General features: G+C 73.5%; 17 protein-coding genes. 9 read left to right on the forward strand and 8 right to left on the reverse strand.

Annotation, left to right across the window (positions count from 1 at the left end; all coding sequences use genetic code 11):
• Positions 1-893 precede the first annotated feature (893 nt).
• Positions 894-4,091 carry a glycoside hydrolase family 2 TIM barrel-domain containing protein gene (locus tag A949_RS0111990; protein ID WP_019356253.1) on the forward strand — a complete coding sequence of 1,066 codons (3,198 nt, stop codon included), beginning with the start codon at positions 894-896 and terminating at the stop codon, positions 4,089-4,091.
• 58 nt (positions 4,092-4,149) lie between these two features.
• Positions 4,150-5,091: an alpha/beta fold hydrolase gene (locus A949_RS0111995; protein WP_019356254.1), complete on the forward strand. Its 942-nt coding sequence runs from the start codon at positions 4,150-4,152 to the stop codon at positions 5,089-5,091.
• Positions 5,092-5,123: 32 nt separating this feature from the next.
• On the opposite strand, the gene A949_RS0112000 is transcribed toward A949_RS0111995, so the two are convergent.
• Positions 5,124-6,404, reverse strand: coding sequence for an MFS transporter (locus A949_RS0112000; RefSeq protein WP_019356255.1), 1,281 nt, complete (start codon positions 6,402-6,404; stop codon positions 5,124-5,126).
• A 124-nt stretch (positions 6,405-6,528) separates the two neighbouring features.
• Between A949_RS0112000 and A949_RS0112005 the strand changes: the two genes are divergently transcribed.
• Positions 6,529-7,479 carry a LysR family transcriptional regulator gene (locus A949_RS0112005; RefSeq protein WP_019356256.1) on the forward strand — a complete coding sequence of 317 codons (951 nt, stop codon included), beginning with the start codon at positions 6,529-6,531 and terminating at the stop codon, positions 7,477-7,479.
• Positions 7,480-7,486: 7 nt separating this feature from the next.
• Here the strand turns inward: A949_RS0112005 and A949_RS0112010 are convergent, their stop codons facing one another.
• Positions 7,487-9,583 (reverse strand): putative bifunctional diguanylate cyclase/phosphodiesterase, encoded by a 2,097-nt coding sequence (locus A949_RS0112010; protein WP_051019477.1) that lies wholly within the window; start codon positions 9,581-9,583, stop codon positions 7,487-7,489.
• A gap of 92 nt (positions 9,584-9,675) precedes the next feature.
• A complete protein-coding gene (locus A949_RS0112015; RefSeq protein ID WP_019356258.1) occupies positions 9,676-10,497 on the reverse strand; it encodes an SAM-dependent methyltransferase in 822 nt (273 codons plus the stop codon).
• Between the two features lie 236 nt (positions 10,498-10,733).
• Between A949_RS0112015 and A949_RS0112020 the strand changes: the two genes are divergently transcribed.
• From A949_RS0112020 to A949_RS0112040, 5 genes are read left to right on the forward strand one after another with little or no spacing between them, the layout of a single operon-like run.
• A complete protein-coding gene (locus tag A949_RS0112020) occupies positions 10,734-12,329 on the forward strand; it encodes an ABC transporter substrate-binding protein (protein WP_026004573.1) in 1,596 nt (531 codons plus the stop codon).
• Positions 12,326-13,318, forward strand: a complete 993-nt coding sequence (locus tag A949_RS0112025) for an ABC transporter permease (RefSeq protein WP_019356260.1) — start codon at positions 12,326-12,328, stop codon at positions 13,316-13,318. Before A949_RS0112020 ends, A949_RS0112025 begins: the two co-directional genes overlap by 4 nt.
• A 53-nt stretch (positions 13,319-13,371) precedes the next feature.
• On the forward strand, positions 13,372-14,220 hold the full coding sequence (locus A949_RS37195; RefSeq protein ID WP_026004574.1) for an ABC transporter permease: 849 nt from the start codon (positions 13,372-13,374) through the stop codon (positions 14,218-14,220).
• Entirely contained in the window at positions 14,217-15,239 is a 1,023-nt protein-coding gene (locus tag A949_RS33195; protein ID WP_019356262.1) for an ABC transporter ATP-binding protein, read from the forward strand. Before A949_RS37195 ends, A949_RS33195 begins: the two co-directional genes overlap by 4 nt.
• Positions 15,236-15,979, forward strand: a complete 744-nt coding sequence (locus A949_RS0112040) for an ABC transporter ATP-binding protein (RefSeq protein WP_019356263.1) — start codon at positions 15,236-15,238, stop codon at positions 15,977-15,979. Before A949_RS33195 ends, A949_RS0112040 begins: the two co-directional genes overlap by 4 nt.
• On the opposite strand, the gene A949_RS0112045 is transcribed toward A949_RS0112040, so the two are convergent.
• A complete protein-coding gene (locus tag A949_RS0112045; protein ID WP_019356264.1) occupies positions 15,936-17,204 on the reverse strand; it encodes a peptidoglycan DD-metalloendopeptidase family protein in 1,269 nt (422 codons plus the stop codon). The two genes, A949_RS0112040 and A949_RS0112045, sit on opposite strands and share 44 nt — an antisense overlap.
• 48 nt (positions 17,205-17,252) lie before the next feature.
• The gene (locus A949_RS0112050; RefSeq protein WP_019356265.1) at positions 17,253-18,017 is read right to left on the reverse strand and encodes a DUF6227 family protein; all 765 of its coding nucleotides are present in this window, start codon (positions 18,015-18,017) and stop codon (positions 17,253-17,255) included.
• A gap of 231 nt (positions 18,018-18,248) precedes the next feature.
• Here A949_RS0112050 and A949_RS0112055 point away from each other — a divergent pair, with 231 nt between their 5' ends.
• Positions 18,249-19,799, forward strand: a complete 1,551-nt coding sequence (locus A949_RS0112055; protein WP_019356266.1) for an FAD-dependent oxidoreductase — start codon at positions 18,249-18,251, stop codon at positions 19,797-19,799.
• A gap of 16 nt (positions 19,800-19,815) precedes the next feature.
• Here the strand turns inward: A949_RS0112055 and A949_RS0112060 are convergent, their stop codons facing one another.
• The 3 genes from A949_RS0112060 to A949_RS0112070 form a co-directional block, all read right to left on the reverse strand.
• Positions 19,816-21,645, reverse strand: coding sequence for an acyl-CoA dehydrogenase (locus A949_RS0112060; RefSeq protein WP_019356267.1), 1,830 nt, complete (start codon positions 21,643-21,645; stop codon positions 19,816-19,818).
• Positions 21,646-21,772: 127 nt separating this feature from the next.
• A complete protein-coding gene (locus tag A949_RS0112065; protein ID WP_019356268.1) occupies positions 21,773-22,597 on the reverse strand; it encodes an SAM-dependent methyltransferase in 825 nt (274 codons plus the stop codon).
• Positions 22,598-22,638: 41 nt separating this feature from the next.
• Complete coding sequence (locus tag A949_RS0112070; RefSeq protein WP_019356269.1) at positions 22,639-23,463, reverse strand: SAM-dependent methyltransferase; 825 nt, start codon at positions 23,461-23,463, stop codon at positions 22,639-22,641.
• Between the last annotated feature and the right edge of the window lie 33 nt (positions 23,464-23,496).

Genomic DNA, 23,496 nt, shown 5'->3' on the forward strand with positions numbered 1-23,496 from the left:
CCGCCGGGCCGGGAGCGGGCACGCGGCGGCCGGCCCCGGAACGGTGGACGGCTCGGGCGGTCGGACCCCGGGACCGGGCACGGCCCCCACCGCCGGGCCGGGGCCCCGGGTCCGGGAACGCGCCCCGGCGCCGGGACCCGCCGCCCCCGGCCTGCCGCGGATCCGGACCCGGCCCCCGCGGCTGCTCCGGCCCCGGCCGACGTCGCCACCCGTGCACCGGCGGTGCGGACCGCCGCGGACCCGGCGGGGGCCGGGGCCGCCGCACCGGCCGGTGGCCGCGGCACCGCGGATCCGCGGCCGCGGGCCCGGGCCCGCGGCAAGGAGCGCGGGCCCGCCGCCCCGCTGGCCTTCGCGCCGTCCGCACCGGCCGAGGACCCCGACGGCACCCAGAGCACGCCGGGGCGTCCTCCGCTGCCCCGGCGCGACGGTCAGCAGCGCACCGCCGCCGAGCACGATCCCGCGGGCAGGCCCCGAGGCGAGGCCGCTCCCGCCGACGGGGAGGACGGACCCGGAGCGGCGACCGCTCCGCGGCAGGGCGACCCGGCCGGCCCCGGCCGACTCCCGGACCCGGACCCGGGGGCGGGAGCCGCGGCGCAGACCGGTGGGTCTCGCGGTCCCGCCGCTCGGCACGGGGGCCACCGGGGAGCCGGGCACGGCCAGGACACGTGAGACTCCGGCCCGACGCCCGACGCCCGACGCCCGACGCCCGACGCCCGACGCCCGACGCCCGACGCCCGACGCCCGACGCGTACGACGTGCGGGGCGCGACGCCCGAGCCGATGCCGCGGCTCGGTGACCGCTCGTCGGCCCGCCCGAGTGCCGGCACCCTCTGGGTGAAAGAAGTTGTGCGAAAGCGTTGATAGTGATGTGGCTCTGTGGTGTCTTGTGGAGTCATGAATCCGAAGCCATGGGCACGACGGAGCTTTCTGGCAACGACCGGTGGCACTCTGGCGGGCTGGGCCGCCTTCCGCGAACAGAAGGCGGCCTTCGCCGCCGCGCGGCGGGGCCCGGCCGGACCGAACGGGCGGGAGGCCGGACGGGAGTGGGACGCCGATCCCACCGTCTTCCAGGTCAACCGCGAACCGGCGCGCGCGGCCCTCATCCCCTGCCGCGACCGCGCCTCCGCACTCAAGGACAGGCCCGGGGACTCCCCGTACCACCGTTCGCTGAACGGCGACTGGCGCTTCCACTGGTGCGAGAACCCGGAGCAGCGTCCGGAGGGGTTCCACCGCACCGACTTCGACGACGGGGACTGGGACCGGCTGCCCGTCCCGTCCAACTGGGAGATGCACGGCTACCGGGAGCCGGTCTACCTCAACATCAAGTACCCCTGGACGGGCTACGAGCAGCCCGAACCCCCCGACGTCCCCGCGAAGTTCAACCCGGTCGGCTCCTACCGGCGGACCTTCCGCGTGCCCCGCGGCTGGCGCGGCAGGCGCACCCTCCTCTCCTTCCAGGGGGTGAAGTCGGCCTTCTTCGTCTGGGTGAACGGCGAGCGGGTCGGCTACAGCGAGGACAGCTACACCCCGGCCGAGTTCGACATCGGCGAGCAGCTCCAGGACGGCGAGAACACCCTGGCCGTGCAGGTCTACCGCTGGTCCGACGGCAGTTGGCTGGAGGACCAGGACATGATCGACCTGTCCGGGATCTTCCGCGACGTGTACCTGTACTCGGTGCCCCGCGTCCATCTCCACGACGCCGAGGTCCGCACCGCGCTCGACGACGCGCGCACCGGCGCCGAGCTCACCGTCCGCGCCCGGATACGCGACACGACCGGCGGCACGGTCGGGAAGTACACCGTCTCCGGCGTCCTCTACGACGCGGACGGGCACCGGGTGCGCACCGGCCCCCTCACCGGCAGCGCACAGCCCCCGGCCGGCGGCATCGCCGACCTGGAGCTGACCGGCACGGTGCGGGCGCCGCGGCTGTGGTCGGCGGAGAGCCCCAGCCTCTACACGCTGGTGCTGACCGTGCGGGATCCGGGCGGCGACCGCAGCGAGGTCCAACGGGTGCGCTTCGGATTCCGCGAGGTGACGTTCGGGCCCGGCAGACTGCATCTCAACGGCCGGCCGCTGCTCTTCGCGGGCACCAACCGGCACGAGACGGATCCCGTGCACGGCCAGGCCGTGCCCGAGGAGACGATGCTGCGTGACATCGAACTGATGAAGCAGCACAACATCAACGCCGTCCGCACCTCGCACTACCCGGACTCGCCCCGCTGGCTGGAGCTGTGCGACGAGTACGGCCTGTACGTCATCGGCGAGACCAACCTGGAGACCCACGGGGTCCGCGACACCGTCCCCGGCTCCCTCCCGGAGTGGACCGAGGCGTGCCTGGACCGGGCCCGCAGCATGGTCGAACGGGACAAGAACCACCCGTGCGTGGTGCTGTGGTCGCTCGGCAACGAGGCGGGCAGCGGCGAGAACTTCCGCACCATGGCCGACTGGTTCCACCGGCGCGACCCCACCCGGCCGGTGCACTACGAGGGCATGAGCTCCGTCGCCGACGTGGAGAGCCGGATGTACGCCAAACCCGACGAGGTCGAGCGGTATGGCAGCTCGGGCAACACGAAGCCGTTCATGCTGTGCGAGTACGCGCACTCCATGGGCAACAGCACCGGCAACCTCCAGGAGTACTGGGACCTCTTCGAGAAGTACTCCAATCTGCACGGCGGTTTCATCTGGGACTGGGTGGACCAGACCATCCGGAAGCCGGTGCCCGGCGATCCCTCCCGCAGCTACCAGTCCTACGGCGGCGACTGGGTCCCCGGCTATCCGAGCGACGGCAACTTCTGCTGCAACGGCGTCGTCCGCTCCGACCGCCGGGTCAACCCCGCGATGGCCGAGGTCAAACGGGTCTACCAACGGGTCGCCTTCTCCGGCGGGAAGGCCGCGCGGGGCGAGGTCGGGATCGCCAACAAATACGCGTTCACCGGTCTGGACGGCTACGAACTGCGCTGGGAGGTCACCCGGGACGGGGAGCGCACCGGGCACGGCACCGTGCGGCCACCGCGAACCGGTCCCGGCGGGACGAGCACCCTGCGGCTGCCCCTCGAACGCCCCTCCCGGCCGGTACCGGGCGCCGAGTACTGGCTGAACCTCTCGCTCGTGCTGCGGCGGCGCAGCTCCTGGGCCGAGGCCGGGCACGAGGTCGCGGGTGCGCAGTTCCCGCTCACGGAGTGGCAGGCGGCCGCCGAGGAGCCGCGGGAGACCGGACTGCCGCCCGTCGAGTACGAGGAGACCGGCGAGCAGGTCACCGTCACCGGCCGAGACTTCTCCCTCACCCTCGACAAGGACCGCGGCACCCTGACCGACTTCCGGCACCGGGGCGTGGTGCTGCTCACGGAAGGTCCGGTGCCCAACTTCTGGCGCGCGCCCACCGACAACGACCGCGGCCGCGGATTCCAGAACACCGCCGGGACCTGGAAGGAGGCGGGCGCCCGGCGCACCACCGACAGCGTGCGGGTCACCCGGAAGAGCCGCTCGCAGCTCGCCGTGGAGGTCCGCAGCACCCTGCCGACCTCGCCCGCGAGCAGCGCCTTCACCACCGTCCTCACGGTGCGCGGCGACGGGGAGGTGCGGGTGGCGCACACACTGGAACCCGGCTCCGGACTCCCCGATCTGCCGCTGGTCGGTGCGCTGTTCACCCTGCCCGGGGAGCTCTCCTCGTTCGGCTGGTACGGCCGCGGGCCGCACGAGAACTACCAGGACCGCGCGACCGCCGCCCACGTGGGCCGCTACCGCTCGGATGTGGCGGACCGGTTCACGCCCTACGTACGCCCGCAGGAGTGCGGCAACGTCACCGGCGTGCGCTGGGGCGAGCTGACCGGCAGGCACGGTGCCGGGCTGCGGGTCACCACCGAGGACGGCGACCAGCTGGAACTCAACGCGCTCCGGTACACCCCGGCCGATCTGGACGGCCCCGGCCACCCCTACGAACTCGGCCCCGGGAAGGAGACCGTGCTCGGCGTCAACCACCGGCAGACGGGAGTCGGCGGCAACGACTCGTGGGGGGCTCCGCCGCTGGAGAAGTACCTTCTTCACGCGGATCGCACCTACCGCTACGGTTACCGCCTGCGCGCGGTGCGGTGACCCGCGCGCCGGTGCGCGTCGAGGGCCCGGCGGACGGCCGGGGGGAAAGGGGCCGAGCGTGGCGGAACGGCGGGACGAGGTCACGGCCGCGGCGGACGGGACGCCGGTGGCGAGCTACACCTGGTGGCCGGAGGGCGAGGTGCGCGCGCTGGTCCAGATCGCGCACGGCGCCGCCGAACACGCGCTGCGCTACGAACGGTTCGCGCGCCGGCTGACCGCGGGCGGCTACGCGGTGGTGGCCTCGGACCACCGGGGTCACGGCCGCACGGCTGCCGCCACCGGCGGCTACGGAGCTGCCGGCGCCGAGGGCTGGCGGGCCACGGTCGCCGATCTCAAGGAGGTCGGCGACCGGGCCCGGTCCCGGCTGCCCTCCGGTGCGCCGCTGTTCCTGCTGGGCCACAGCATGGGCTCGCAGCTCGCCCGCGACTACGCCCAGGAGTACGGCGGCGGCCTCTCCGGGCTGGTGCTGTCCGGCACGTTCCGCTCGCTGCCCGGCTGCGATCCCGAAGCCGCCGTGCAGCGGCTGGAGCGGCAGGTCGCCGAGGAGGGCAGAGACGCCCCGTCGGACTTCACCACGCTGCTCTTCGGCTCCTTCAACGACCCCTTCACGCATCGCACGGGCTTCGAGTGGCTCTCCCGCGATCCGGCCGAGGTCGAGAGCTACGCCGGGGACGAGCGCTGCGGCTTCCCCTTCGGCGCGGGGCTGTCCCTGGACTGGGTGCGCGGCTCCCGCAAGATCAACGATCCGGGGCAGTTCGCCCGGATCCCGCGCGAGCTGCCGGTCCATGTCGCCGTCGGCGACCAGGACCCCTGCCATCAGGGGCTGACGCTCGTCCACGAGCTGCTGGAGGACTTCCGTCACCGGGGCACCCGGGATCTGAGCTGGCGCGCCTACCCGGGCGCCCGGCACGAGATCCTCAACGAGACCAACCGGGACGAGGTCGAGGCCGATCTGCTGGCGTGGTTCGAGCGCCACCTGGACGCGGCCGCCCGCGGATAGCGGCGCTCCCGCGCCGCGGCTCGCGGCAGGCGTCATACCGGACGGAGTTCGTCGGCCTCCCCGCTTTCGCCGGCCGCCCCGGCCGCCCTGGCCGCCCCGGACGGGTCCTCGGGCCCGGACATCCGCCGGGGGAGGAGCAGCGGGGTTCCGAGCAGGAGCATCCCCGCGACGGTGATCGCGGTCAGCGGGCCGGTCAGCGTCCCCAGGGCTCCCCAGGCCAGGATGAAGGCGGCCTGGGCGAGTTTGCTGCTGATGCTCCAGGCGCTGAGGACCTGGGCGACGCGGCCGGTGGGAGCGCGTCGCAGTCGCTCCGTCGTGTTGAGCGGATTGAAGACGCCCGCACTGAAGATCAACAGCGCCTCGACGGTGAGCACCGTGAGGAGGCCGGGCACGCCGGGGCGGGTCAGTGCGAGCCCGACCGGGAAGAGCGAGCGCAGCCACCCGGAGACGAGCAGCACCCGATGCCGCCCGTGGCGCGCGGCGAGGGGCGCGGAGAGCCGGGCGCCGACGAAGCCGCCGAGCGCCGGGACGCCGAAGGCCAGACCGTACTGCCAGGCGGGGAAGTGGTAGCGGCCCAGCAGCAGGACCGCCAGCAGCGGACCGGTGGCCATGATCAGCCCGTTGACCGTCATGGAGTTGACGAACAGGCGGCGCAGGACGCGGTCGTGCAGGATGAACCGCCAGCCGCTCGCCAGGTCGGCCGCACGCAGCCGGCCGGCCGCCGCGCGCGGTGCGGCGGTGTCGGTACCGCGGATCCGCAGCAGGCCGAGCGCGGAGAGCAGATGGCCGAGGGCGTCCGCGGCGACGGTGACGACCGGGCCGAGCAGCGCGACGAGCATGCCGCCCAGCGGCGGACCGGTCGCGGTCGCCAGCCAGTTCGTGCCCTCGAACCTTCCGTTCGCGGCGAGCAGCCGGTCCGCGTCGACGAGGTGCTTGAGATACGCGCCGGACGCGGCGGTGAACGCGATGCCCGCCGTCCCGCAGACGACCGAGACGGCCAGCAGCTGGCCGTAGGACAGCACGCCGGCCAGGTACGCGAGCGGAACACTCGCCAGGGCGGTGAAGCGCACGACACCCGTGGCGATCATGACCGGACGCTTGGTCCGGTACTCGATCCACGGCCCCAGCGGGACCGCGACGCACGCGGCCAGGGCGAGACCGGCGGCGTCCAGCAGCGAGACCGCGAACGCCGACACCCGCAGCACCCGGACCGCGATCAGGTGGAAGGCCCCGAAAGCGATCCAGGTGCCGAAGGTGCTGACGGCGTAGGCCGTCCACAGCCGTCCGAGATCGGTTCCCTGTCTCCTGTGCAACGTGGCCCCCCGTGACAACCGCTGGTGTGGATGCCGCGCAGCACACCAGCGCCGCACGGCCGGGAGCAAACAACCGCTCCGCGGCGCGCCACAACGCACGGTTGTGTGCCTCTAGAGTGCAGCGGTGGACACCGAGGCATTGCGATCGTTCGTCCGGGCGGCCGAGCTCGGACAGTTCCAGCACACGGCGGACGAGCTGGGCGTCACCCAGCAGGCGGTCTCCAGACGGATTGCGGTGCTGGAGCGCGAGCTGGGGGTACGGCTGTTCTCGCGTACTCCCCGGGGAGTCGAGCTCTCGCTCGACGGGCAGGCGTTCCTCCCGCACGCGCGGGGCATCGTCGCGGGTGCCGAGCGGGCCGTCGGCGCGGTCAGGCCGGGCTCCCGCGCCCTGCGGATCGACGTGCTCGGCCTGCGCAGCGCGCAGGCGGTCGTGCTGCACGACTACTGGCGCTCGCACCCCGGGACCGAACTCGACGTGGTGACGCTCAGGGCCGCCGATCCGCGCACGGCGGTCGCCGCCGTCGCCGCCGGGGAGATCGACGCCTCGTTCCGCACCGTGACCGACCACGCCGCGCTGCCGCCCGGGGTGCGGATGATCCCCGCCTTCCACTCCCCGCTGGAACTCCTGGTCGGCCCGGCGCACCCGCTCGCCTCCGCGCGGCGGCTGTCGCCGCGCCAGCTGCGCGGACACCGGATATGGGTGCCCGGCATCGCACCCCGCAGCGAGTGGGGGGAGTTCTACGATCAGCTCGCGGCCGCATTCGACCTGCGCATCGACGCGGCGGGCCCGCACTTCGGGGACGAGGTGCTCCTGGACATCCTCGCCGACTCCGCCGAGGTGGCCACACTCGTCGGGGCACGGGACCGGTACCTGTGGCCCGCGGGTCACGACCTGCGCCGCATCCCCGTGGTGGATCCCACCCTCGCCTATCCGATCTCGCTCCTGCTGCCCGCGACGGGCCCGCACCCGGGCCTGCGCGGCATCCTCACCCACCTGGCGGGCCTGCCGGGGCTCCCCGAGGCGGCCTGGCTCCCCTCCTGGGCGGCGCGGCAGCGGCCGGGCCCCGGGGCCTGACCGGGCCTCACCCGGCCGGCACCCAGTCCTTGGCGAACTCGCCCGGCGAGGACGGACGCGCGTAGTACCAGCCCTGTGCCGTGTCGCAGCCCAGGTCGCGCAGCTGGTCGGCCTGGCTCTCGGTCTCCACTCCCTCGACGGTCACGGCCAGTCCGAGCGCGTGCGCCAGCGAGACGATGCCCTCCACGAAGGTGAGATCCACCGGGTCGGCCGGGTGCCGCTGGAGGCCCTGGGTGAAGGAACGGTCCAACTTGAGCGTGGTGGCCGGGAGTCTGCGGAGGTTGGCGAGGTTGGAGTAGCCGGTGCCGAAGTCGTCCAGCGCGATGTCGACGCCCAGTTCGGCCAGCTGCCACAGCGGTTTGAGCTCGTCCTCGTCCGCACTGATCAGGGCGCTCTCGGTGACCTCCAGACACAACGACGAGGGCGCCACACCCGCGGACTCCAGCACCGCGACGGTGTCCGGCACCAGGTCCGGGTGGTGGAGCTGGCGCGGGGAGAGGTTGACGTTGACCCGCAGTGGCTGCCCGCCCGCCCAGGCGCAGCTCTGCGCGACGGCCTGCTCCAGCACCCAGCGCCCCAACGGCACGATCAGTCCCGTGTGTTCGGCCAGCGGGATGAACCGGTCCGGACCGAGCCTCCCGTGCACCGGGTGCTTCCAGCGCACCAGCGCCTCGGCGCCGTCCACCCGGCCGTCGCTCATCCGGATCAGCGGCTGGTACTCCAGGAAGAACTCGTCCCGCTCCAGCGCCGCGGGCAGCCGGTTGGTGAGGCTGTGCCGGTCTATCGCCCGTGCCTCGGAGTCCGGGTCGGCCAGTTCGTAGCGGTTGCCGCCCGCGTCCTTGGCCCGGTACATGGTGATGTCGGCGCTGCGCAGCACCTCGGCGGGTTCGAGCACTCCGGCGGCACCCTCGACGATGCCGATGCTGGCCCGGACCGACAGCTCCCGACCGTCCAGCGAGACGGGGGTGGCCAGCGCGGCGAGCAGGGCCCGCGCCATGCCGGTGATCTCCTCCGCGCCCTGCGGGTCGGACATCAGCACGGCGAACTCGTCGCCCCCGATCCGGGCCACGAGGTGCGCGGGAGCGGTCGTGCAGGACTGGAGGCGCTCCCCGACCGCGACGAGGAGCTGGTCGCCCACGGCGTGCCCCAGGCTGTCGTTGACCGTCTTGAAGCCGTCGATGTCCAGATAGCACAGCCCGAACCGGGCCACCCCGTTGCCCGGGGTCAGGATGCGGTCCAGCCGCTCGGCGAACAGGGTGCGGTTCGGCAGCCCGGTCAGTTCGTCGTGGGTCGCCTCGTAGCGGAGCCGCAGATGGAGCAGTCGCCGCTCGGTGATGTCCTCCATGAGGGCGAGCTGGTAGCGCGGTTCGCCGTCGGCGTCCCGCAGCAGGGAGACCGTCAGATTGGTCCACAGCACGGTGCCGTCGGGGCGCTGATAGGGCTTCTCCACCCGGAAGTGGTCGCGCCGCCCGGCGGCCAGCTCGCGGTGCAGCCGCCACACGTCGGGGGCGTCGTCGGGGTGCACCCAGTCGTTGATGTTGCGGCGCCGCATCTCCTCCTCGGAGTGCCCGAACATCCGGGCCAGGGCGCCGTTGGCGTCGCGCAGCCGGCCGTTCATGTCGGCGATCCCGATGCCGAGGGTGGCGTCCTTGAAGACGGCCCGGAACCGGGTCTCGGACGCGTGCAGGGCCTCCTCGACCGCGGTCTGCGCGGCCAGCGCGGCGCGGGAGAGGGCCTCCTGCTCGGCCAGGGTCCGCTCCCGCACGGCGAGGGTGAACCCGGCCGCGAGGGCGTGCTGGAGCCGGGCGCAGCGCGACCGCGCCTCGTCCACGCCCAGGCCGCGCGGGGCGCCCGCGTAGAGGACGAGGTAGGACTCGATCACCCCGAGGATGTGCGGCAGCGCGTCGGGGCTGGTGCAGTGCGCCTGGTTCACCAGCACTTCGCCGACCTCCCGGCCCGGCGCCGGGCTGAACGGGTAGGCGTGCAGCGCCTCGCCCAGGCGGACGGCCAACGGGTGCAGGAAGTCCTCCAGTTCGGCCCGGGTGAGGGAGGTCTGGGTGGCCGGGTAGACCGTACGGCTCCAGATCCGGGCGAAGCGGCGCAGCCCGTCCTCGCCCCCCTGCCCGGTGCCGTCCTCCGCCGGGCCGGATGCCCAGCTGGTGTGCCCCTGGTGTTTTTCGGGCCCGTCCTGGGAAGTCACTCGCCGAGTCCCACCTTGCGGCCCACCCCGGCGAACCCGCCCAGGACGACCGGGTCCTCCAGCTCCAGCGGGCTGTCGGGGCGCCAGTGCGGCAGCGCGACCAGGCCCGGCTCCACGAGCTCGAACTCCTCGAAGAACTGGGCGATCTCGTCCTTGGACCGGGTCACGAGCGGGGCGCTCGCGGTGCTGTACACCTCGCGGAGGGCGGCGCCGCCGTCCCGCACGGGGCCGCCCTCACCGGACCCGTGGGAGATCACCAGCAGACTGCCGGGCGCCAGGCGGCGGGCCAGTTCCGCCACGCACTTGCGCGGCTCGTCGCGGTCCCCGACGAAGTGCAGCAGTGCGACGAGCATCACCACCACCGGCTTGTCCAGCTCCAGCAGTTCCTCCACCTCGGGGCTCCCGATGATGTCCTGGGGCGAGCGGAAGTCGGCCGAGACGATGCCCACTCTGCTGTCGTCCCCCAGCACCGCGCGGCTGTGCGCGACGGCGACCGGGTCGTTGTCGACGTAGACGGTGCGTGCGCCGCGGTCCAGCGCATGGGCCACCTCGTGGACGTTGCCGAAGGTCGGGATGCCCGATCCGATGTCGAGGAACTGGGTGATCCCCTCCCGGACGGCGAAGCGGATCGCGCGGCGCATGAAGGCCCGGTTCGCCTGCATGATCTTGGGCAGTCCCGGCCATGCCCTGATCGCCCGGCGCGCCGTCTCCCGGTCGACCTCGAAGTTGTGCGAACCGCCCAGGTAGTAGTCGTACATCCGCGACACGCTCGGCACGGTGAGATCGATGCCCTGCGGGGCCCAGGCGGGACGTTCCATCGATGGGTCTCCAGCTCGCTTTGTTCACCGGGGAGTTCCGGTCGGGCCCACGAGGCTACTGACCGAGGAGCGGCGCGTGGAAGGAAACAGCGTTACTGGGGCTGGATCTTGCCCGGGCGCGGTCGGCTCCGTCGGGAGGTATCGGGGCATAGCGCACCGCGCCGCTCGTGATTTAATCGCAGTAATTGCGAAAGGTTTGCAAGAACCGGCGACGTCGAACAAGGAGTGTGCCACAGATGACTGCCCGGACAGTACGGACAGCCACCGCTGCGGCAACCGCCGCGGTGGTCCTCGCGGGGGCCGCGGCCTGCTCCGCGCCCGGCGGCGGTGACGGCTCGGGCGGCGGCACGGACACGGTCACGGTCGGCGTCGCCCAGGAGCCGGAGACCCTCAGCCCCCTGCTCGGCTACGGCAAGGAGGGCAACTCGAAGATATTCGACGGACTGCTCACCCACGACGCCAGGATGAACCTGCGGCCCGCACTCGCCACCCGGCTGCCACAGGTGAGCGAGGACGGCCGCACCTACACCTACGACCTGCGCAAGGGCGTCACCTTCAGCGACGGCAGACCCTTCACCGCCGAGGACGTCGTCTACACCTACGAGACGATCCTCGACGAGAAGACCAACAACCCCTCCAAGGGCGAACTGGACGCGGTCAAGAGTGTCACCGCCGAGGGCAGGCACCGGGTCGTCTTCCGGCTGTCCTACCCGTACGCGGCGTTCGCCGAGCGCACCGTGCTGCCCATCGCCTCCCGGGCCGTGGCGTCGCGCACCGATGTCAACACCGGGTCGTACAACACCGAGCCGGTGGGCACCGGCCCGTACATCCTCACCCGTTGGCGCAAGGGCGAGAAGCTCAGCTTCAAGGCGAACCCGCACTACTGGGGCGGCAAGCCGAAGGTCGAACGGTTCACCGTTGCCGTCATCGAGGACGACGACGTCCGGGCCACCCGGCTGCGCTCCGGCGACCTGGACGGCGCCATCCTGCCCCCCGACCTGGCCGAGACCTTCGAGAAGGACGAGGACAAGCGCACCTTCAGCGCCAAGACCGCCGACTACCGCGCCGTCACCCTCCCCAGCGGCAACCCCGTCACCGGGGACAGAGCCGTCCGCCGCGCCCTCGACCTCGCCGTCGACCGCAAGGCCATCGTCGCCTCCGTCCTCAACGGCGCAGGCAAGCCCGCCTACGGCCCGCTGCCCACCGACAGCCCCTGGTTCGCCGAGGGGACCCGGCGGGCGCGCGACCTGCCCCGGGCCCGGAAACTGCTGGACGAGGCCGGCTGGAAGCCGGGCAAGGACGGCATCCGCACGAAACACGGCAGGCGCGCCGCCTTCACCCTCTGGTACTTCTCCGGGGACAAGCTGCGCCAGGACCATGCCCTCGCCTACGCCGCCGACGCCAAGAAGGCCGGAATCGACGTCACCGTCCGGGCCGGCAGCCGCGAGGTCGTCCGCCCCCGGCTCGACCACGACGCCATGCTGATGGGCAACGGCTTCCCCGCGGATCCCGACTTCGACCTCTACCCCACACTGCACTCCTCGCAGATCGGCGACGGCTGGAACAACCTCGCCCACTACCACGACAAGACCGTCGACGAGCAGCTCGACACCGCCCGCCGCAGCCGCGACCCCGAGGTGCGCAAGACCGCCTACGACAAGGTCCAGACGGCGCTGGAGAAGAACCCCGGCTACACCTTCCTCACCCACATCGACCACGTCTACGTCATCGACGACAAGTGGCGCGGGCTGACCACCCAGGTCGAGCCGCACGACCACGGCATCGGCGCCGGACCCTGGTGGAACGTGCAGGACTGGCAGCCCGAGGAGTGAGCGCCGCAGCCATCCCCCCGGCCGCGCGCCTGGTGGCACGGCGGCTGCTGGCCGCCGTGCCGGTGCTGGCGGCGGTGACGTTCGGGGTCTTCGCGCTGGCCGCCGCCTCCCCGTTCGACCCCGTGCAGCAGTACGCGGACGCGGCCGGACTCAGCGCCTCGCAGGAGACGCTCGACCAACTGCGCGCCAACCTCGACCTCGACGCGCCCTTCCCGCAGCGCTGGTGGGAGTGGCTGACCAGCGCGGTGCGCGGCGACCTGGGCGACTCGACCTCGCTGCGGCAGCCCGTCGCACAGGCCATCGGCGAACGGCTCGGCTGGTCGGTCCTGCTGTGCGCCGCGGGGTTCTGCTTCGCCGTGACGGCCGGCACGGCTCTCGGCGTCGCCGCCGCCCGCCGCCGCGGCGGACTCCTGGACCGGATCGTCACCCCGCTGGCCTACACGCTGGAGGCCGCACCGCCGTTCTGGATCGGGCTGCTGGGCATCTGGCTGTTCGCCGTCCGGCTCGGCGTCCTGCCGGCGGGCGGACTCACCGACGCCGGCAGCGACGTGGTCACCGCGGGGGCGCTGCTGCGCCACCTCGCGCTGCCCGCGCTCGTCCTCGGGCTCTCGCAGGTGCCCTGGTTCCTGCTCTACGTCCGGCAGGGCGTCGGTGACGCGCTGGAGGAGGACGCCGTGCGGGGTGCACGTGCCCGCGGCCTGGCCGAGCGCACCGTGCTGCTGCGGCACGCGCTGCGCAGCGGGCTGCTGCCGCTGCTGACCCTGCTGGGATCGCGAGTCCCGGAACTGATCACCGGGGCGCTGCTGGTGGAGACCGTCTTCAGCTGGCCCGGCATCGCCTCGGCCACCGTCGAGGCCGCCACCGCGACCGACTTCCCGCTCCTGGCGGCCCTGACCACCCTGGCCACGGTCGCGGTGCTCGCCGGGAACCTGCTCTCCGACCTGCTGTACGGACTGGCCGATCCGCGCGTCCCCCTGGAGGAGATGTGAGCCGGCAGACCGCCACCGCCACCGCCACCGCCACCGCCACCGCCACCGGTGCGCTGCGCGGGCCGCGGACCGTGCCGCCGGGCCGCGCCCTGCGGGTGGGCTCCTCGGCCGCCGTCGTCGTCGCCGTGCTCGGCGCCGTGCTGCTGGTGCCGTTGCTCGTCCCGCTCGACGAACAGGCCGTCGACCTGGCCGGCAAGCTCCGCGCCCCCTCCCCGGCGCATCCGTTCGGCACCGACGACGTCGGCCGCGACGTGCTGCTGCGCTGCGTCTACGGGCTGCGGGTCTCGCTCCTGGTCGGCGTCGTCGCCGCGCTGACCGCGACCGTGCTCGGCACGGCCGTCGGCGCGGCCGCAGGAGCCGCGGGGGGCAGGACCGACCGGCTGGTGATGCGGGCCGTGGACGTCTTCTCCTCCGTACCGCACCTTCTGCTGGGCATCTTCGTCGTCGCGCTGTTCCGCCCCGGCGTATGGCCCGTCGTCGCCTCCGTCGGGCTCACCCACTGGCTGTCCACCGCACGGATCGTCCGGGCCGAGATGCTCTCGCTGCGCTCCCGCGACTTCGTCGACGCCGCCGTCTCCGGCGGCGCCTCGCGCCTGCGGGTGGCCGTACGCCATCTGCTGCCCGGCGTACTGCCCAAGGCGGGCCTGGCCGCGGTGCTGATGGTGCCGCACGCCATCTGGCACGAGTCGGCACTCTCCTTCCTCGGGCTGGGGCTGCCCACCCACCGCGCCAGCCTCGGCAACATGATCCAGGCCGCCCGCGGCACCCTGCAGGCCGGCGACTGGTGGCCCACCCTCTTCCCCGGCCTCTTCCTCATCGTGCCCACCCTCGCCCTCGCCTCGCTGGCGGGCGTGTGGCGGGACCGGATCAACCCGCGGCGGCGATCGGAGCTGATGCTGTGAGCGAGGGAACAGCCGATGCCCGCACCCTGCTGCGGGTACGGGACCTGTGCGTGCACTTCCGGAGGCGCCGCGGCGAGGAGATCGCCGCCGTCGGCGGCGTCTCCTTCGACCTTGCGGCCGGCGAATGCCTGGCGCTGGTGGGGGAGAGCGGCTGCGGCAAGTCGGTCCTCGCCTCCGCGTTGCTGGGGCTCCTCCCGGCCAACGCGCGCGTCGGCGGCAGCGCCCTGCTGGGCGGGCCGGGACCGGACGCCGGGCCGGATCTGCTCGCCGCCGACGAGGCGACCCTCGCCCGCACGGTCCGCGGCCGCCGCATCGGCCTCGTCCCGCAGAGCCCGGCCGCCCATCTGACCCCGGTACGGACCGTAGGTTCCCAACTCGCCGAGACCGTACGGGAACTGACCGGAGCACGCGGCCCGGCCCTGGCCGAGGCCACCCTCGCCGCGGCCGAGCGCGCCGCCTTCCCCGCCGGGCACCTGGACCGCTATCCCCATCAGCTCTCCGGCGGGCTCGCCCAGCGGGCCGCCACCGCGATGGCGCTGGTCGGCGACGCCCCGCTGCTGCTGGCCGACGAGCCGACCACCGGGCTCGACCGCGACCTGGTCGAGCGCACCGCGGACGAGTTGCGCGCACACACCGACCGGGGCCGGGGCCTGCTGCTCATCACGCACGACCTGACCGCTGCCGAGCGGGTGGCCGACCGGGTGGCGGTGATGTACGCGGGCCGGATCGTCGAACTGGCCTCCGCGGCGGACTTCTTCGGCGCCCCCGGCCCGCGCCACCCCTACGCCGGCGGACTGCTCGCGGCCCTGCCCGAGCGTGCTTTCCGCGCCGTCCCCGGCATGCCCCCCGAACTGGACGACCTGCCCGCGGGCTGCGCGTTCGCCCCGCGCTGTGCCCGGGCCGACGCCGCCTGCACCCGGCAGCCGGTTCTGGACGGCGGCGTCGCCTGCCACCACCCCGCCCGGGACGCCCATCCGGCCGCGGCTCCGGCACCGCCGTGCGCGGGGAGGGGCGCATGACCGGGGCACCGCCTCCGGCGCTGGAGCTGTGCGGCATCACCGCGGGCTACGACCGGCGCGGCCGCGTCCCGGTGGTGCGTGGCGTCTCGCTGCGGATCGCCGACGAGGAGGCGGTGGGACTGCTGGGGCCCAGCGGCTGCGGCAAGTCGACCCTGGCCAGGGTCGCGGCTCTGCTGCACCGGCCCGCGGCGGGCACCGTACGCCTCGGCGGCGAGCCCGCCCGGGGCTGGCGGCACCGGGCGCCGCGGGCCCAGCGCACCGCGGTGGGCGTCGTCTTCCAGCAGCCCCGGCTCGCCGCCGATCCCCGGCTCACCCTCGCCGAGCTGATCGCCGAGCCGCTGCGGGCGACCGGGCGCCGCGCCGAGTCGGCCGCGCGGGTCGCGGAACTGGCGGGCGCCGTCGGCCTCGGCGGCGACCTGCTCGCCCGCCGCCCGCACGCGGTCAGCGACGGGCAGCTCCAGCGCGCCTGTGTGGCACGCGCGCTGGTGCTGCGTCCGCGGGTGCTGGTCTGCGACGAGATGACCGCCATGCTGGACGCCTCCACCACGGCGGCGCTGGTCGCCGTGGTGGAGGACTACCGGCGCCGCACCGGTGCGGCGCTGCTGGCCGTCGGCCACGACCGTCCGTTGCTGGAGCGCTGGTGCGACCGCACCGTCGAGCTGGCCGCTGCCTCCGGAGCCCGGGAGTGCGCGGAGGTCAGATCCGCACCCCGCGCCCCCGCAGATACGTCAGCGGATTGATGTCGCTGCCGTAGCCGGGCCCGGTGCGGACCTCGAAGTGCAGGTGCGGGCCGGTCGCGTTGCCCGTCGCACCGGAGCGGCCGAGCCGCTGCCCCGTGCGCACGGCCTGTCCCGAGCGCACCGAGATGGCGGACAGATGGCCGTACTGGCTGTACTTGCCGTCCCGGTGCCGGAGCACCACCTGATATCCGTAGGCGCCGCCCCAGCCCGCCGAGACGACCGTGCCGCTGGTGACCGCCTCGACGCTGGTGCCGGTGCCGACGGGGAAGTCGACCCCGGTGTGGTGTCCCGAGGACCAACTGCCGCCCGCCGCACGGTAGGCGGTGCTGGGCGCCACGCCGGAGACGGGTGCGGTCGCGGAGGGGGAGTCCCGGTGCGCGGGAGCCTGCTTCGCCGCCTGCTTCCGGGTGTCCTTGCGGGACCGCTGTTCCGGGGACGGCTGCGGCTTCTTCTGCGGAGCGGGCCGCTTCTGGGCGTGCTGCCGCGGTGCCTGCGGCGCGGCGGTGTCCGCGGAGCCGCGGGCCTGGGACGGTGGGCGCCCGGTGCGCCGCGGGCTGCCGGTCAGGCTCAGCCGCTGGCCGGGCAGGATCAGGTCGGGGTCGGCTCCGATGGTGGAGCGGTTGCCCTCGTACAGGGTGTGCCACCCACCCGCCACCTCGTGCTCCTGGGCGATCCCGGAGAGCGTGTCGCCGCCGACCACCTGGTAGGTCGTCAGCTTCTTGCCCCGCTCGGCTCTGGCCCGGTCCGCCTTGGTCTGTGCCGCCTGCGCGGTCCGCTCGGCGGGCGTCGTACCGGCCGGGTCCGTCTGCCGGCCGGAGCCGTGCCGGGCGGCGGCCGGAGCCGCGCCGCCGCGCGTGAGACCCGCGCGCGGCCCGCAAGTGGGCCAGGCGCCGGGGCCCTGGCCCTCGAGCACCTTCTCGGCGACGGCGATCTGCTGGTCCTTGGTCGCCTGGTCGGCCCGGGCCGCGTAGGCGGTACCGCCGTACGCTTCCCAGGTGCTGCTGGAGAACTGGAGGCCCCCGAAATAGCCGTTGTCGGTGGCGCTGTTCCAGTTGCCGCTGCTCTCGCACGCGGCCACCTTCTCCCACACGTCCCCGGCCGCGGCGTCCGCGGTCTGCGCCCCGACCAGGGGCAGTGCGATCCCCGCGCCGCCGGCGGTCACCCGTAACGAGACGCGGGAGACGGCGCGTGGCTGGTGGCGGCGGTGGCGTCCGTGAGCGGACATGGCCGTTCCTCCGATGCTCGGCGGTCCACGGGCGACCGTGGCCGGGATCTACAGGTCCAGGCCCCGCTCCCGGGCGAGGCGGTGTGCTGCCTGGCCGGCCACGGACTCGTCCGGGTACACCTCGCACGCCAGCCGGCCGCTGCCCGTCATGTTGTGCTCCAGCTCGTAGAGGCTGATCTCGCTGCCGTCGGCGAGCAGGAAGGCGTGTTCGTAGACCGAGCACCACACCTGGCAGTCCCCGGCCCGTACCCGGGGCCCGGGGACGTGCAGGATGTGGTGGCCCAGCGCCGAGGAGAGCAGCCGCAGCGTCTCCTCGCCCGGCCGGTCCCGGTTCTCGGCCCGGCGCAGCAGCCTGCGGGCGTGGTCGGCCGAGTCGCCCTCGGAGTACTCGCGCCGCGGGCAGGCCGTCCCGGGAGAACCGGCCAGGAAGTCGAACACGGCGGCCGTGCGGCCCGGGCGGTCCGGTTCGCTCCGCTCGCCCATCCGGCGGTGCGCCCGGCGTTCGGCACGGCGCAGTGCCTCCGTGTCGTCGTACACCTCGTGCAGTTCGCCCGTCCCGTCCGGGCTGTCGTAGCGCAGTTCCCACAGCAGTACGCTGCTGCCGTCGGCGAGCAGGAAGACATGGCGGAAAGTGCTGCACCGCAGGGTCGGTGCCGGGATGTTGCGGTGCCGCCAGCCGTACAGCTCCACCTGGCACATCACAGCGCTGCGTAGTCGGTCCAGGACCGGGTCGCGGACGTCGAACGGGTTCTGGGCGCGGGCCAGCAGCTCTTCGAGGTGGTGAGCAGGCGTCAGGTGCCCTCTGTCGCTCATCGCGGAACCCTCCCGGCGTGCAGCAAACAACCGACCGTCCCCGCGCGCACACACCGTAGCGCTCCCACCGCTTCGTGCGGGAGGAGTTGGGGGAATTCCGCTGCGGGAAACCCCGCGGAGAAGCGTTTTTTTCGGCCGAATCCCGGTGATATGCCGGTGGCCGGTGGGGGGTGAGCGCCATACCAGCGGGAACCACAGAGTGGACGACCCGGGGGCCGAAGGGAGGCGGCGGTGACCACACTGCCCGTCGGATACGAGTCCTACTGGATGCTCTCGGCGGCCGGGGAGGCCTGCCCCCAACTGCCGCCCGACAGCCGGATCGAGGTGGACGCGGCCGTGGTGGGCAGCGGCATCGCCGGCCTCTCGGCGGCCTGGGAGCTGGCCCGTGCGGGCCGCAGCGTCGCCGTGCTGGAGTCCGACCGGCTGGCGGCCGGGGTCACCGGACACACCACGGCCAAACTCTCCGCGCTGCACGGACTGACCTACAGCCGGCTCCGCGCCGAGCGCGGCGCCGAGGAGGCGCGGCACTACGCCCTCTCGCAGCAGGGCGCCGTCGACCGGCTGGCCGCCGTCGCCGCGCGGCTGGGCGTCGACTGCGAACTGGAGCGCGTCCCGGCGCATCTCTACGTGGAGTCGGCCGAGCACGTGGACGAGGTGCGCGCCGAGGCGGAGGCGGCCGCCGAGGCCGGACTGGCCGCCTCGTTCGTCACCGACACCGGACTTCCCTTCCGGGTGCGCGCCGCCGTCCGGGTGGAGAACCAGGCGCAGTTCCACCCGCGCAAGTACCTGCTGGCGCTGGCCGACGACATCCGGCTGCACGGCGGCCTGCTCTTCGAGCGCACCCGCGTCGTGGCGCTCGACGAGGGGGAGCCCTGCCTGCTCCGCGCCGAGAACGGGGGAGAGGTGCTCGCGCGGGACGTGGTGGTGGCCACCCATTACCCGGTCTTCGACCGGGCGCTGATGTTCTCCCGGCTGCAACCGCGCCGGGAACTGGTCATCTCCGCGCTGCTCCCCGAGGAGGAGGACCCCGGCGGCACCTACGTCTCGCCGGAACGCGGCAGCCGGTCGGTGCGCACCGCACCCTATCCGTTCGGTGACGGACGGCGGCTGCTGATCGTCACGGGGGAGAAGTTCGCCCCCGGAACACCCGGCACCGGCTCCGTCGGCGCCCGCTACGAACGGCTGGCCGCCTGGACCTACGAGCGCTTCCCCAGCGCCCGGCTCGCCCACCGCTGGGCCACCCAGGACAACGAGACCACCGACCGGGTGCCCTACATCGGGCGCTTTCACGCCGGGACCCGGCACACCTACGTCGCCGCGGGCTTCGGTGGCTGGGGGATGAGTTCGGGGGTGCTGGCCGGGCAGCTGCTCGCCGCCCGTGTCACCGGCGCGCCGCTGCCGCCGTGGGCGCAGCTCTACGACCCGGTGCGGCTGCGGGCCGGTGAGGCGCCCGCGCTGCTGCGTCTGCAGTCGACGGTGGCCCGGCGGTTCGTCGCCGACCGGCTGCGCCCCAGCCATGTGGACTCGGTGGACGAGATCCTGCCGGGCGACGGCGCCCTCGTGCGGGTGCGCGGGCGGCGCTGCGCGGTGCACCGGACGACCGAGGGCGAACTGCGTGCCCTCTCGCCGCGCTGCCCGCACCTGGGCTGCCTGGTCAGGTTCAACGACGCGGAGACCGCCTGGGAGTGTCCCTGCCACGGTTCGCGGTTCGCCACGGACGGCTCCGTGCTCCAGGGCCCGGCCACCCGGCCCCTGGACCCGCGCGACCTGGGCGAGGACTGAGCCGCGTCGGCCGGACTCAGAGCCAGTCGGGATCGGTCTCGGCCGCGACGGTGTCCAGCGCGGCCAGCAGGTCGAACTGCGGGCCGGTGCGGGGCAGTTCGACGCGGAAGAAGTACCGCGCTGCCTGCTGCTTGCCGCGCAGGAACGCCTCGGCTCCCGCGTCCGCGCGGTCGGCTGACAGCGTGGCCAGGAACTGGCCCAGCCAGATCCACGCCACCACCACGTGCCCGACCGCCTCCAGGTAGACCGAGGAGTTCGCCAGCGCGGTCTTCGGGTCGCCGCTCTCCCACAGCCGGGCCGTCACGGCGGTGGCCCGCTCCCAGTAGCCGCCCAGCGTCCCGGCCAGCGCCGCGGCCTCGCCGCCGGCCGCCTCGGCGTGCCGCAGCGTCTCCCGCACCGCGCCGTCCAGCGCGTGCAGCCCGGCGCCGCCGTGCTGCACCACCTTGCGGCCCAGCAGGTCGAGCCCCTGAATGCCGTGCGTGCCCTCGTGGATGGGGTTGAGGCGGTTGTCGCGATAGTGCTGCTCCACGTCGTACTCGCGGGTGTAGCCGTAGCCGCCGTGCACCTGGATGGCCAGGCTGTTGGCCTCCAGGCACCACTGCGAGGGCCAGCTCTTGGCGATCGGCGTCAGCACGTCCAGCAGCAGCCCGGCGCGGGCCCGGTCCTCCTCGGCCGCGGCCGAACGCTGCTCGTCCACCAGCATGGAGCAGTACAGCAGCAGTCCCAGCGCGCCCTCCACGTAGGACTTCTGCGCCAGCAGCATCCGCCGCACGTCCGGGTGCCGCACGATCGGCACCTGCGGAGCCGCCGCGTCCTTGCCGCCCGCCGCGAGCGCGCGCCCCTGCGGCCGTTCGCGCGCGTAGGCGAGGGACTTGAGATAGCCGGTGTATCCCAGCGCCATCGCGCCCGCGCCGACGCCGATGCGGGCGCCGTTCATCATGTGGAACATGTACGCCAGCCCGCGGTGCTCCTCGCCCACCAGGTGTCCGACGGCTCCGGGCGCTCCGCCGGGCCGGTGGCGTGCGCCCTCACCGAAGTTGAGCAGCGTGTTGGTGGTGCCCCGGTAGCCCATCTTGTGGTTGAGCCCGGCCGGGACCACGTCGTTGCGCTCTCCCGGGCCGCCGTCCGGCCCGACCAGGTACTTGGGGACGACGAACAGGGACAGCCCCTTGACGCCCGCCGGTCCGCCGGGCACCCGGGCGAGCACCAGGTGGACGATGTTCTCGGACAGTTCGTGGTCGCCGCCGGAGATCCACATCTTGGTGCCGAAGAGCCGGTAGGTGCCGTCCGGCTGCGGTTCGGCGCGGGTGGTGACGTCCGCGAGGGAGGAGCCGGCCTGCGGTTCGGACAGGCACATGGTGCCGAAGAAGCGCCCTTCGAGCATCGGCCGCACATAGGTGTCGATCTGTTCGCGGCTGCCGTGGGCGCACAGCAGGCGCGCGTTGCCCAGGGTGAGGAACGGGTAGGCGGACGTGCCGACGTTGGCCGCCTGGAAGTAGGAGAAGCAGGCGGTGGCGACCGTGTGCGGCATGCCCATGCCGCCGAACTCCTCGTCCATGGCAGCCGCCAGCAGCCCGGACTCGGCGAACACCCCGAGCGCCTCGGAGACCTCCTCGACGGTGTGCACCCGCTCGCCGTCGAACCAGGGCTCCTCCTGGTCGTTCTTCTTGTTGTGCGGGGCGAAGTGCCGGGTGGCGATCCGCTCGCTCAGCTCCAGGGCGTCGTCGAAGGTCTCCCGGGAGTGCTCCGCGTAGCGGGGGCGCCGGGTCAGCGCCTCGACGTCCAGCCAGTCGTGGAGCTGGAAGTCCAGGTCGCGGCGGGAGAGCAGCAGCGAGGGTGAGGGCATGAGGGCGGTCCGATCCCGGAGGCGGCGAGCAGGCGGCAGTGACGTGCGGCGCTCGGTTTCTAAGCGCTTGCTTATGGTCACGCCGACGGTCGGCCCTGTCAACGCCCCCGGGACCGGACCCGCGCGGTCACCGCTTGCGGCCCACCCCCGCGTACATGGTCAGGGCGCCCTTGGGCAGCCCGCCGTCGGGGCCGTTGTCCGGGCGCCACAGATGCGTCATGGTCAGCCCCGGGTCCAGCAGCTCCCACCCGTCGAAGAACCGGGCGACCTGTTCCCGGCTCCGGGGTACGAGCGCCGTGCCGCTGCGCCGGTAGATGTCGACCACGTGGTCGATCCGCTCGGAGCCCTCCCGGTCGGGTACATCGGCGATCCCGTGGCTCAGCGACAGGAAGCTGCCCGGGGCGAGCCGGTCGAGCAGCGTGCGCAGGATCCCCTCCGGCGCCCGCTCGTCCGGGATGAAGTGGACGAGCGCGTTCACCGAGACGGCGACCGGGCGGTCCAGATCGAGGGTCCTGCCCAGCTCGGGCGAGTCCAGCACGGTCCCGGGCCGGGTCGCGTCGGCGTGCAGATAGGTGGTGCGGCCCTCGGGTGTGCTGTGCAGCAGCGCCTGCGCGTACTGCAGCACGATCGGGTCGTTGTCGGTGTAGACGACGCGGGCGTCGGGGGCGACCGACTGGGCCACCTGGTGCAGGTTGGGCTCGGTGGGGATGCCGCTGCCGATGTCCAGGAACTGCCGCACGCCGTACTCGGCCGCCAGGGCGCGGGTGACGCGGATCATGAAGTCCCGGTTGGTGCGCGCCGCCGTGACGATCTCCGGCAGCCTGGCGACCACCGCCTCGGCCGCCCGCACATCCGCCTCGTAGTGGGTCTTCCCCCCGAGGTAGTAGTCGTACATCCGCGCGGAGTGCGGCGTGGCCGTGTCGACCGGCGGTGGTCCGTCCTGCTCGGACATGCGGTCTCCCCCTCAGTAGTGCCTGTCGTGGTCCCCGTGGTTCAGGGTTTGCGGGCCAGGCCCGCGAGCATGCTGGGCTGTCCTTCTTCGAGCTCGTCCGCCTGGCCGGGTTCCGGGCGCCAGTCGTGCGCCATCACGAGGCCCGGCTCGACCAGTTCGAGCCCCTCGAAGAACCTGCCGACCTCGCTGCGGTCCCGCAGCCGGAGTGCGGTGCCGCCCTTGGCGTAGATCTCCTCGACCTCGCGGCCCAGCGCGGCCAGGGCCGGGTCGTCGATGTCCGCGGTGGCGTGCGAGAGGCACAGATAGCTGCCGGAGGGCAGCCGGTCCAGCAGTCCGGTGAGGATCTCGTAGGGCCCCCACTCGTCGGGGACGAAGTGGAAGAGCGCGTTGACCGAGAGGGCCACCGGGCGGCTCAGGTCGAGCGTGGCGTGCAGTTCGTCGGAGTCGGCGATGGACTCCGGCTCGGCGGCGTCGGCCTGCAGATAGGTGGTGCGGCCCTCGGGTGTGCTGTGCAGCAGCGCCTGCGCGTACTGCAGCACGATGGGATCGCTGTCGGTGTAGACGACCCGGGCGTCGGGGGCGACCGACTGGGCCACCTGGTGCAGGTTGGGCTCGGTGGGGATGCCGCTGCCGATGTCCAGGAACTGCCGCACCCCCGCCTCGGCGGCCAGCCAGCGGGTCGCCCTGGTCATGAAGTCGCGGTTGGCGCGGGCCATCGCGCCGGCGAACGGAACGGTCGCGATGACCGCCTCGGCCGCCTGGACGTCCACCTCGTAGTGGGTCTTGCCTCCGAGGTAGTAGTCGTACATCCGGGCCGAGTGGGGCTTGGTGGTGTCTATGCCGGGAGGGTTGCCCTCTGCGGTCATGCGGCCTCTCCGTTCTCCGGGTCCGGGGTGATG

The organism is Streptomyces sp. AA1529 (assembly GCF_000280905.1).
In the GTDB taxonomy this organism is placed as follows: domain Bacteria; phylum Actinomycetota; class Actinomycetes; order Streptomycetales; family Streptomycetaceae; genus Streptomyces.